The sequence below is a fragment of the Salinivibrio sp. MA427 genome, assembly GCF_001996115.1.
GTDB classification, from domain to species: Bacteria; Pseudomonadota; Gammaproteobacteria; order Enterobacterales; family Vibrionaceae; genus Salinivibrio; species Salinivibrio costicola.
Genome location: NZ_MUFH01000062.1, coordinates 1 through 11,279, shown reverse-complemented (window position 1 = coordinate 11,279; position 11,279 = coordinate 1). Strand labels below are relative to the sequence as shown.

The window sequence follows — 11,279 nt, the reverse complement described above, 5'->3', positions numbered from 1 at the left end:
GGGTTGGACCGCGACATCACGCACATCACCAAGCGCACTGAGCCCCGGATAAGATTGAAATGACGTTTGTAGTGGTTCGTGCGCATGCAAAGGCAGACAAAGGAGAACAAGAGCCAACCATAAAAAACAAAGACATTGGCGTTTCATGTATAAAATACGAGACAGGTTTGCAGGGTTCAGCCTTGTAGTGTCCTGCTAGTCACTACAAAAGAAAACCCTGTCTCCCCAAATGTGAGCAAGGCCTCACATTTTTAATATTTATTACCCATTAAGACGCTGCTCCAATGCTTGCTGCGCATGTTYTGCTTGACGCTGAAACTCACCTCTCTCCTGACTCGGCACGGGATGAGCTTCGGGCAACGGCACTTTCATGGCATTCACAGGGTGACCGTACTTTAATAACTCAAAATGCAGGTGTGGGCCGGTCGAGCGCCCCGTGTTGCCACTGAGCGCAATCCGTTGTCCCATTGATACGTGGTCGCCAGGTTTCACCAAAATCCGGTGTAAATGGAGATAACGGGTTGAGTATTCACGACCATGTTTGATGACAACATAGTTTCCTGCTAACGGATGTTTTCGCGCTTTCACCACCACGCCATCACCTGCCGCTAGCACCGACGTCCCAACGGGGGTAGCAAAGTCGGTCCCGTTATGCGGAGAGATACGCCCCGTAATGGGATGCTTGCGGTGAGGATCAAACGATGAGCTAATCCGGTAGCGTTTCGCCGTAGGGATGCGGCGCAGGGCACGATCTAAGCTTTGCCCTTGCTCATCATAAAAACGGCTATCCGTATGTCGATAAATGAAGATATCACGATCTCCCGCTCGATAGAGCATGGCGGATATATCTCCAGATGAGACCGGTTTATTGTCAATAAACTCTTTATCCACCTGAATCGCAAACTGATCGCCTCGACGCGATTGGCGTCCAAAGTCAAACCGCCATTGTAAYGCCGAAACCAGGTTTTGAATTTGACTAGGAGTTAGCCCCGCTTGGCGAGCTTGTTGGTAGAAACTGCTGTTGACACGACCAATCACGGTGACTTTTTCACGATCCCCTTTGGTTTCTAAACGCGCATACGCTACCTTCCCCTGCTCAAAACGATACTGATCCCGGTATTTGAGCGATTGGTACAGGGTGAACGTTAATAACCGTCCTTGTTCATCGACCTGCCACTCCATGTTTTGACCACGACGGATGTCACCCACGCGATCATTTTCATCAAGCATTTGATAAAGCTGGCTGATCGGAAGTCCGTATTGGGAAAAAATACCTCCCAACGTATCGCCGGCAGCCACCGTGTGTTGGTGGGTGCGCGGTGCTTCCGAGGTGATGTCTTTTTCTAATGCATCTTCCGGTACGCGAAGTGCAGGATCATCGGCATCCAGACCCTGTTCGATAGGCTCACTGTGCTCGACGGAGGTGATATTTTGCGTATCGTTCGGGATAGGTATCGGTTGGCGATCACGTGAAGAGGAAAAAGGATGGGGCTGCCACATCAAGGCAGCGCCAACTAAAAGAGATAATGATGCGAGTGCTAGCTTGTGCTGGCGTGGTAGCCGAGCCGTAGCAGCTAACCAGTTAGTGAGTAGTTTCATGCTTTAAACAACGTGCGAAACGATTTCCCATATCTTTTAAAAACACCTGATAAGCATCAGGCGTTACCTGAATTGACGTCGCCAATGGATCGAGTTCGAGGACATTGACGTCATTATGTCGGGTCACAGCATCAATCAGTGCAGGATTAAACTGCGGCTCAGTGAAGATACAGGTCGCATCATGATTAAGCAATCCTCGGCGAATGGTTACTAACGTCTTAGCGCCCGGTTTTTGGCTTGGATCCACGGTAAAATGGCCGGTTTTCTCGAGGCCAAAGGCCGTTTCAAAGTAGCCATAGGCATCATGAAAGACAAAGTAGCCTGACTGCATATGCGTGGATAACTCATCTTCAATATCCGCGACGGTTTGGGTTAGCTGGGTATTAAAACGGTTAAGGTTAGCCCGATAGATCGCCGCTTTATCCGGCGCCGCCTCAATTAAAGCCGCGGTAATCGCTTGCGCGGCTACCCTTGCGGTGTCTGGCCCCAACCACAGATGAGGGTCGATGTTATGTTCACCGTGATCATGGCCATGATGATCATGGGCGCCGTCAAAATCACGCAGTGGCATCCCCTCGATCTGAGATAGCGTCAGCACCGAGGGCTTATCGGCTAATAACTTATCGAGAAACAGTTCGAGTTCGGGCCCGACCCATAGGGTGATATCGGCTTGATTCAACGCGCGAATATCCGAAGGTTTCAGGGCGTAGCCATGCGGTGATGCGCCAGGAGGTAGCAGCACGTCTAAACGATCATCATCGGCAATGAGTCCTGCCGTAATAAGCTGAAGCGGTTTAATGGTTGTCATCACCGTGATCGCGTGAGCCGGCATCACCAGCAATAGCGCAAAAAGTCCACCAATAATACGAGCTGTCATCATTCCTCTCATTCTTTTGTTTTCTCGACGGGCAGAAATGTTATATTATAACAATTCCAATTCACAATGCTTTTTTTCACTATGACAAATTCGCTAGTCTCGCTTGACGCGGTGACGGTGACCTATAACGGCCGAAATGTGCTGGACAAGGTCTCTATGCAATTAAAACGAGGACAGATTACCACGCTCATTGGTCCAAATGGCGCGGGGAAATCAACCTTAGTCAAAGCATTAATTGGTTTAGTGAAGCCCGCAGCGGGTATGGTTCACGTCGCTAAAGGGGTGAAGATAGGCTATGTGCCACAAAAACTTCAGCTTAACCAGACACTGCCTTTGACGGTTGACCGATTTATTCGCCTAGGAACACGCTATACCAATTCCCAAATTGATCACGCGTTGAAAACCGTCAACGCAGAATCATTGCAATACGCCAATATGCACACGCTTTCGGGCGGTGAAACACAACGTGTTCTTTTGGCGCGTGCGATCTTAAAACAGCCGGATGTGCTGGTGTTAGATGAACCGGTGCAAGGGGTCGATGTCAGCGGCCAATTAGAAATGTATAGCCTCATCGCGCACCTGCGCGATACACTAAAATGCGCGGTATTAATGGTGTCACACGATTTGCATTTAGTCATGGCCAAGACCGATGACGTCATTTGCCTTCAACACCATGTGTGCTGCTCTGGCGCACCCGACGCCATATCTCAGCATCCATCCTATGTCGCGATGTTTGGTCGTCAAACCAGTGAACAACTGGCGTTATATCATCACCACCATCATCACCAACATGACCTTGCAGGCCAGCCTGTAAGCTGTGATCACCAAGAGCACCACCATGATTGAGTTCCTTCTTGCCCCTATTATGGGTGGCCTACTTATCGCTGCCATTGCTGGGCCATTAGGCTCTTTTGTGGTCTGGCGTCGGATGGCCTATTTCGGCGATACCTTAGCACACGCTTCATTACTTGGGCTCGCGCTTGGGTTTTTGCTCCAAATTGACTTAAATCTCGCGCTGGTGGTGACGTGTTTGCTTCTCGCGATCTTGTTGGTTGGTCTGCAACGCCAACATCTGGTTTCTACCGATACCTTACTTGGGATATTGGCACACAGCGCCCTGTCTTTGGGCTTAGTGGCGGTCAGCTTTTTAGACAACATGCGGGTTGATTTGATGGCCTATTTGTTTGGCGATCTGCTGGCGGTTTCATTTGCTGACCTTACCTGGCTCGCGGTCGGCGCCTGCTTTACGCTTGCTGTACTAGGATATTATTGGGAACAACTTCTATCGATGACCGTCAGTGAAGAGCTGGCTAAAGTCGAAGGGATAGCGGTCGAAAAACTGCGGCTTTTATTGATGCTATTGATTGGTTTAGTGATCGCATTGGCGATGAAGTTTGTTGGCGCGCTGATTATTACATCCATGCTGATCATTCCCGCTGCAACAGCCCGCCGACTGGCGTCTACGCCAGAGCAAATGGCTGCTTTTGCTAGCCTGATTGGTATGTTCGCCGTGATGCTGGGTATGGCTGGATCCTGGTTTTATGATACGCCCGCAGGGCCGTCAGTAGTGGTTGCTGCAGCCAGTGTATTTATGCTCACGCAGCTGGTCCCCTCTCGCGCCGTTACCTGAGTATCTGCGACCACGGCCTGAATGCGATGATGCTCTGAGTGCAATCATAGCCTGAATACGATCATAGCTTGAAGACGATCATAGTCTGAACGAGTCTAAACGTTAAACACGTTTATGCTGTGAAAACGCGCAGGCCTTTGCTAACGCCTTAACGTCTTCCCTGAAACGACAAAAGCCGCTCACATGAGCGGCTCTGGGCTTTGCGTGACTGGAAAATTACATTACCAGTTGGTTTTTTCACGTAGTGCTTTGCCAATATCGGCCAAGCTTTTCACTGTTGTCACGCCTGCCGCTTCCAAGGCCGCAAATTTATCGTCTGCGGTACCTTTACCACCAGAAATGATTGCACCCGCATGGCCCATACGTTTGCCTGGAGGCGCAGTCACACCAGCAATATAAGCCACAACCGGCTTGGTAACATTCGCTTTAATGTACGCGGCGGCTTCTTCTTCGGCGGTACCACCGATTTCACCAATCATTACAATTGCTTCGGTGGCAGGATCCTTTTCGAACATCGCGAGGATGTCGATAAAGTTTGAGCCTGGAATCGGATCACCACCAATTCCAACGCACGTTGATTGGCCAAAGCCTTCATCGGTTGTTTGTTTTACCGCTTCATAAGTCAAGGTGCCTGAGCGTGAAACAATGCCTACCTTACCCGACTGATGGATATGTCCTGGCATAATGCCAATCTTAGACTCATCGGGGGTAATCACACCGGGGCAGTTAGGGCCGATCATTCGCACCCCTGCTTGATCCAGTTTCACTTTCACTTCCAGCATATCCAGCGTTGGAATACCTTCGGTAATACAGACGATCAGCTCAATCCCGGCGTCAATCGCTTCTAAAATGGCATCTTTACAAAAAGGCGCTGGCACATAAATGACCGAGGCAGTGGCGCCGGTCGCTTCAACCGCGTCTGCCACGGTATTAAAGACCGGAAGGCCGAGGTGAGTCGTGCCGCCTTTGCCCGGTGATATGCCACCGACCATTTGGGTTCCATATTCAATCGCCTGCTCGGAATGGAAGGTTCCTTGACCGCCCGTAAATCCTTGGCAGATAACTTTGGTTTCTTTATTGATCAGCACTGACATTGTTATTTACCCTCCGCGGCAGCAACGACTTTCTGTGCGGCTTCGGTTAGCGATGTTGCCGCAATGATGTTCAAACCACTATCGGCCAGTTTTTTGGCGCCTAAGTCTGCGTTATTCCCCTCAAGGCGAACCACAACAGGCACTTTAACGCCGACTTCTTCAACCGCACCAATAATGCCATCTGCAATCAGATCACAGCGCACAATGCCGCCAAAGATGTTCACCAATACCGCCTTTACGTTGCTATCAGACAGAATGATTTTAAAGGCTTCTGTCACACGCTCTTTTGTCGCACCGCCTCCCACATCGAGGAAGTTGGCAGGGCTGCCACCGTGCAAGTTAACAATGTCCATGGTCCCCATTGCCAAGCCAGCACCATTCACCATACAACCAATGTTGCCGTCTAGCGCAACATAGTTCAGCTCCCACTGTGCCGCATGCGCTTCGCGCTCATCGTCTTGACTCGGGTCGTGCATCGCACGCACCTTCGGCTGACGATATACCGCATTACTGTCAATCGCTAGCTTTGCATCCAAGCAATGCAAATCGCCTTGTTCAGTAATCACCAGCGGGTTTACCTCAACCAAGGCAACATCTTTATCCAAGAACAGTTGACCAATCCCGACAAAGATCTTAGTGAACTGCTTGATTTGCTCACCTTCTAAGCCAAGTTTAAATGCCAGTTGGCGACCCTGGTAAGGTTGTGGGCCAACCAAAGGATCAATCGATGCTTTGTGAATCAGCTCTGGCGTTTCTTCGGCGACTTTTTCTATTTCAACACCGCCTTCGGTGGATGCCATGAAAACAACGCGACGCGAGCCACGGTCGACCACGGCACCCAGGTAAAGCTCTTTAGCGATATCGGTGCAAGACTCAACCAAAATTTTGCTGACTGGTTGGCCATTCTCGTCCGTTTGAAATGTCACTAGGTTTTTACCCAGCCATTTCTGTGCAAATTCGCGGATTTCTTCTTTTGAGTTCGCGAGTTTCACCCCGCCCGCTTTTCCGCGGCCACCGGCGTGAACTTGGCATTTCACAACCCATTTGTTGCCGCCAATTTTATCGGCTGCTTCAGCAGCTTCTTGTGGTGTATCGCAGGCATAGCCCTCTGAAACTGGTAGACCATATTCAGCGAACAGCTGCTTTGACTGATATTCGTGCAGATTCATGATGTTCTATCCGTGTTAGTGTCCATTATTGTATCTTTATGCTTTCCAAAGAAGGGGACCTCCGTCCCCTTCAAAACGGTTTATTTCCCTCAAAAAGAGGTCGATAACACCATTAAACGTCTAGGAGCAGACGTGTTGGGTCTTCAAGGAGCTCTTTGATGGTGACCAAGAAACCAACCGACTCACGACCGTCAATAAGACGGTGATCATAGGAAAGCGCAAGGTACATCATCGGCAAGATTTCAACCTTGCCATCTACCGCCATTGGGCGATCTTGAATTTTATGCATGCCAAGAATGGCAGCTTGAGGTGGGTTAATGATCGGCGTTGACATTAATGAGCCGAACACACCGCCATTGGTCAGGGTAAAGTTGCCTCCGGTGAGTTCATCAACGGTCAACTTGCCGTCACGCCCCTTTATGGCTAAGTCACGAATACCTTTTTCGATATCGGCAAAACCTAGTTTATCGCAGTCGCGCAGTACAGGCGTTACCAGACCACGCGGGGTAGAAACCGCCATGCTGACGTCAAAATAGTTGTGATACACAATCTCATCACCATCTATTGACGCATTCACTTCTGGATAACGTTTAAGGGCTTCAACGACCGCTTTGACGTAAAAAGACATGAAACCAAGGCGAATATCATGACGCTTTTCAAACGAATCACGGTACTGCTTACGCAGTTCCATAATTGGCTTCATGTTCACTTCGTTAAATGTAGTTAGCATCGCGGTGCTGTTTTTTGCTTCGAGCAGACGTTCTGCCACGCGCTTACGCAAACGCGTCATCGGCACACGCTTCTCGCCTCGCTCTGCCACTGGCGGCACATCTTGGGTCGCCGCTTTCTGCTCACTGCTTTGCGCGGGCTGCTTCTTCAGGTGCGCTTCCACATCTTCTCGGGTAATGCGTCCGCCTACACCCGTGCCTTTCACCGCATCCGAAGAAAGATCATGTTCAGCCAATAAGCGACGGACGGCAGGGCTCAGTGAGTCATTGCTCTCTTCTTCTAGTGACGCAGTGTGGCGCTTATCCGGTGATGCCTCTGATTCAGCGGGCACATCTTTGGTTGGTTCACCCGCGACAGCCCCTTCTTTCAGCTTGGCGATCGCTTGTTTCCCCAGCACGGTTGACCCTTCATCTTCAATGATAGATTCCAGTACCCCATCTGCAGGAGCGGGAACTTCTAGCACGACCTTATCTGTTTCAATATCAACCAGTACTTCGTCACGGGTTACCGAGTCACCTGGCTGTTTATGCCATGTGGCAATCGTTGCGTCAGCCACAGATTCGGGTAAATCGGGAACCAGAATTTCGATTGTCATATCGTATTTATCCTTAATGTTCTAGTTCTTACTTTAGGGTCAGAGCGTCTTGTACTAACGCTTTTTGTTGTTTCTGGTGTACAGACATATAACCTACCGCTGGCGATGCCGAGGCGGCACGCCCAGCGTAGCTGAGTGTGGCACCATCCGGTAAAGCTGCACGGAAGTTGTGCTGGCTGCTGTACCAAGCCCCTTGGTTTTGTGGCTCTTCTTGACACCATACAAAGTCTTTTGCATTGCCGTAAGGCGCAATCACTTCTTTCACCGCCTCAAGCGGGAACGGATAAAGTTGCTCGATACGAACAATGGCTACGTCATCGATTTCTTGCTCGCGGCGTGCTTTCAGCAAATCGTAATAGACCTTACCGGCACACATAACTACCCGTTTCACCTTGCTTGGATCCAGATCATCCATTTCACCGATAGCGGGTTGGAAATCGCCCTCTGTCAGATCGTCTAGGCTGGATACACAAAGCGGATGGCGTAGCAAGGATTTAGGTGACATAACCACCAATGGTCGACGCATCGGGCGAACAACTTGACGGCGTAGCATATGATAAACCTGAGCGGGGCTCGAGGGCACCACGACCTGCATATTTTGCTCGGCACATAATTGCAAATACCGCTCTAAGCGCGCGGAAGAGTGCTCAGGGCCCTGCCCTTCATAACCGTGAGGGAGCAACATGGTTAAACCACACATCCGGCGCCATTTCTGCTCGCCAGAGCTGATGAACTGGTCAATCACAACTTGCGCGCCATTACCAAAATCGCCAAATTGCGCTTCCCATACCGTTAAGCCACCCGGCTCTGCGGTCGCATAGCCATACTCAAATGCCACGACGGCCGCTTCAGACAACACAGAGTCATAAATTTCGAACGGCCCTTGCTTATTATGGATATTGGCAAGGGGGACATAGGTACTGCCATCGCCTTGGTTATGTAACACCGCGTGACGATGGAAGAAAGTACCACGACCAGTATCTTGGCCCGTAATACGAACACGCTTGCCGTCGTCCACCAGCGTGGCATAGGCCAATGTCTCGGCCATACCCCAGTCAACAGGTTTTTCACCATCAATCATTGCTTTACGATCTTTGTAAAGCTTACCGACTCGGCTGTGTAGCGTATGGCTATCTGGCAATTGACAGATACGGTTACCAAGCTCTCTCAGCCGTTTGGCATCGAATTTGTTCGCCCACTCAACCGTCCAGTCGTGGCCGAGATAAGGGGTCCAGTCGACCGAGTGCAACACCATTGGGCGCCACTCTTTCACTACGCATTCACCGCTATCCAACAGATCACGGTATTCGTTGATCAATTCGGTCGCTTTTTCTAGGTTGGCAATGCCTTGTTGATCAAGCACATCCGCATAGAGTTTGCGCGGCGTCGGATGTTTTTTGATCTTCTGGTACATCATCGGCTGCGTGGCATTCGGTTCATCCGCTTCGTTATGGCCATGACGACGATAACAGACCAAATCAATGACCACGTCGCGTTGAAACTCATTACGAAAATCAAGCGCTAAACGCGATACAAATGCAACCGCTTCGGGATCGTCGGCATTGACGTGGAAGATCGGCGCCTGAACCATTTTCGCGATATCGGTGCAGTACTGGGTTGAGCGAGAATCTGCCGGATTTGAGGTTGTAAAACCAATCTGATTGTTCACCACAATCCGCACCGTGCCGCCCACTTGGAAGCCCCGCGCTTGAGACATATTAAAGGTCTCTTGCACCACGCCTTGTCCCGCAATCGACGCATCGCCATGAATGGTGATCGGCAATACGCTTGAGCCTGTGCTGTCTTCGAGTCGGTCTTGACGCGCACGCACGGAGCCCATGACCACTGGATTAACAATTTCAAGGTGTGACGGGTTGAACGCTAAAGCAAGATGAACGTCACCACCCGGGGTCGCAAAGTCAGATGAGAACCCCTGATGATATTTCACATCACCGGTTCCCCAACTTTCATCTTGTTTCCCTGCGAACTCATCAAATAACTCTGACGGCTTTTTACCTAGCACATTGACTAAGACATTGAGTCGACCACGGTGAGCCATCCCAACAACCACTTCACGCCCACCTTTACTCCCCGCATGGCGAATAAGCTCTTTGAGCATAGGAATGAGCGAGTCGCCCCCTTCAAGCGAGAAACGTTTTGCCCCAGGGAATTTAGCCCCCAAATACCGTTCAAGGCCTTCTGCTGCCGTTAGCTCTTCCAAAAAGGTGAGCTTCTCTTCCTCGCTAAATTGTGGCTGTCCCACAACTGATTCGAGGCGGCTTTGAATCCAACGCTTTTCTTCGGTATCTGTAATGTGCATGTACTCAGCACCAATTGACCCGCAATAGGTCTTTTGCAGTGCGTCATACAACTCACCTAATTGCATATTGTCTTTGCCAATTGCAAATGAGCCGACATTAAAGGTCTCGTTAAAATCCTGCTCGTTAAGAGAATGGAAGTCAGGTGACAAATCGGGGACAGGTTTACGTTTCCATAATCCGAGGGGGTCTAAACTGGCCTGTTGATGGCCACGGAAACGGAACGCATTGATCAGTTGAAGAACTTTGACTTGTTTCGCGTCTACATCTGGATCATTGACTGAAGCACTTGCACGCGATGTATCGGTAGCTAAGCGTCGAAAGTAATCGCGAACTCGAGAGTGGGGTTGTTCTACCGCGGTATCACTCACCACTGGTAGCTGGTCAAAGACCGCTCTCCATTCTTGATCAACTAACTCCGGGTCACTGAGGTACATTTCGTAGAGATCTTCTACGTACGTTGCATTGGCGCCAGCCAAATGAGAAGACTCTAACCAAGCCTTCATCACGCCATTTTGCATTGTTATCCCTTAACCACTAGTTATTTATCCAAACACCGGTTCTAAGCCGGGTTACCTGTTATTAAGCCCCGTCCTAGAACGGGGCATTTTTTATCTACGTTATTGGTTCAGCGTTTTAAACGCCGCGCTGAATCAGCATTGACTTAATGTGCCCAATTGCCTTGGTTGGATTAAGCCCTTTTGGACATACACTGACACAGTTCATTATTCCGTGGCAACGGAAGACACTAAAAGCGTCGTCTAGATCAGATAACCGTTCTTCAGTTGCCGTATCACGGCTATCTGCTAGCCAGCGATAGGCAGCAAGAAGGCCTGCAGGGCCGACGAACTTGTCAGGGTTCCACCAAAACGATGGGCACGCCGTACTACAGCAAGCGCACATGATGCACTCATACAAACCATCAAGCTCTGCTCTATCTTCCGGCGCTTGAAGGTTCTCACGCGACGGTGGTGTCTCATCGTTGATCAAATAAGGTTTGACGCGCTCGTAGTTCTCATAGAACTGGCCCATATCGATAATAAGATCACGCACTACGGGCAAACCAGGCAACGGACGAATAACAATCTCCGACTTATCCATTAGCGAGGATAAAGGCGTGATGCATGCCAGCCCATTTTTACCGTTCATATTGACACCGTCAGAGCCACAGACTCCCTCTCGACACGAGCGACGGAATGACAGGGTTGGATCCTGCTCTTTGAGTTGAAACAGCGCATCCAAAAGCATCATATCTGACCCTTCAGGGA

General features: G+C 50.0%; 9 protein-coding genes. 2 read left to right on the top strand and 7 right to left on the bottom strand.

Annotation, left to right across the window (positions count from 1 at the left end; all coding sequences use genetic code 11):
• Positions 1-261: 261 nt before the first annotated feature.
• On the bottom strand, positions 262-1,599 hold the full coding sequence (gene mepM, locus BZG79_RS06490) for a murein DD-endopeptidase MepM (RefSeq protein WP_077774001.1): 1,338 nt from the start codon (positions 1,597-1,599) through the stop codon (positions 262-264).
• The gene (gene znuA, locus BZG79_RS06485) at positions 1,583-2,476 is read right to left on the bottom strand and encodes a zinc ABC transporter substrate-binding protein ZnuA (RefSeq protein ID WP_077668842.1); all 894 of its coding nucleotides are present in this window, start codon (positions 2,474-2,476) and stop codon (positions 1,583-1,585) included. The genes mepM and znuA overlap by 17 nt, the downstream gene beginning before the upstream one ends.
• Before the next feature lie 81 nt (positions 2,477-2,557).
• Between znuA and znuC the strand changes: the two genes are divergently transcribed.
• Both znuC and znuB read left to right on the top strand, forming a co-directional pair.
• Entirely contained in the window at positions 2,558-3,322 is a 765-nt protein-coding gene (gene znuC / locus BZG79_RS06480) for a zinc ABC transporter ATP-binding protein ZnuC (RefSeq protein WP_077575868.1), read from the top strand.
• On the top strand, positions 3,315-4,106 hold the full coding sequence (znuB, locus tag BZG79_RS06475; RefSeq protein WP_077460171.1) for a zinc ABC transporter permease subunit ZnuB: 792 nt from the start codon (positions 3,315-3,317) through the stop codon (positions 4,104-4,106). The genes znuC and znuB overlap by 8 nt, the downstream gene beginning before the upstream one ends.
• A 221-nt stretch (positions 4,107-4,327) precedes the next feature.
• Here the strand turns inward: znuB and sucD are convergent, their stop codons facing one another.
• The 5 genes from sucD to BZG79_RS06450 form a co-directional block, all read right to left on the bottom strand.
• A complete protein-coding gene (gene sucD, locus BZG79_RS06470) occupies positions 4,328-5,200 on the bottom strand; it encodes a succinate--CoA ligase subunit alpha (RefSeq protein WP_077774000.1) in 873 nt (290 codons plus the stop codon).
• Positions 5,201-5,202: 2 nt separating this feature from the next.
• Positions 5,203-6,369, bottom strand: coding sequence for an ADP-forming succinate--CoA ligase subunit beta (gene sucC / locus BZG79_RS06465; protein ID WP_077460170.1), 1,167 nt, complete (start codon positions 6,367-6,369; stop codon positions 5,203-5,205).
• A 112-nt stretch (positions 6,370-6,481) separates the two neighbouring features.
• The gene (gene odhB, locus BZG79_RS06460; RefSeq protein ID WP_021022454.1) at positions 6,482-7,693 is read right to left on the bottom strand and encodes a 2-oxoglutarate dehydrogenase complex dihydrolipoyllysine-residue succinyltransferase; all 1,212 of its coding nucleotides are present in this window, start codon (positions 7,691-7,693) and stop codon (positions 6,482-6,484) included.
• A gap of 28 nt (positions 7,694-7,721) precedes the next feature.
• Entirely contained in the window at positions 7,722-10,532 is a 2,811-nt protein-coding gene (gene sucA / locus BZG79_RS06455) for a 2-oxoglutarate dehydrogenase E1 component (protein ID WP_077773999.1), read from the bottom strand.
• A 115-nt stretch (positions 10,533-10,647) separates the two neighbouring features.
• A partial coding sequence (locus tag BZG79_RS06450) for a succinate dehydrogenase iron-sulfur subunit (protein ID WP_108743242.1) occupies positions 10,648-11,279 on the bottom strand: 632 nt, incomplete at its 5' end.

What these genes read in the sequence shown, in the direction of transcription:
- znuA (WP_077668842.1), bottom strand. Translation starts at nt 2,476, where the DNA reads ATGACAGCTCGTATTATTGGTGGACTTTTTGCGCTATTGCTGGTGATG.
- znuC (WP_077575868.1), top strand. Translation starts at nt 2,558, where the DNA reads ATGACAAATTCGCTAGTCTCGCTTGACGCGGTGACGGTGACCTATAAC.
- znuB (WP_077460171.1), top strand. Translation starts at nt 3,315, where the DNA reads ATGATTGAGTTCCTTCTTGCCCCTATTATGGGTGGCCTACTTATCGCT.
- sucD (WP_077774000.1), bottom strand. Translation starts at nt 5,200, where the DNA reads ATGTCAGTGCTGATCAATAAAGAAACCAAAGTTATCTGCCAAGGATTT.
- sucC (WP_077460170.1), bottom strand. Translation starts at nt 6,369, where the DNA reads ATGAATCTGCACGAATATCAGTCAAAGCAGCTGTTCGCTGAATATGGT.
- odhB (WP_021022454.1), bottom strand. Translation starts at nt 7,693, where the DNA reads ATGACAATCGAAATTCTGGTTCCCGATTTACCCGAATCTGTGGCTGAC.
- sucA (WP_077773999.1), bottom strand. Translation starts at nt 10,532, where the DNA reads ATGCAAAATGGCGTGATGAAGGCTTGGTTAGAGTCTTCTCATTTGGCT.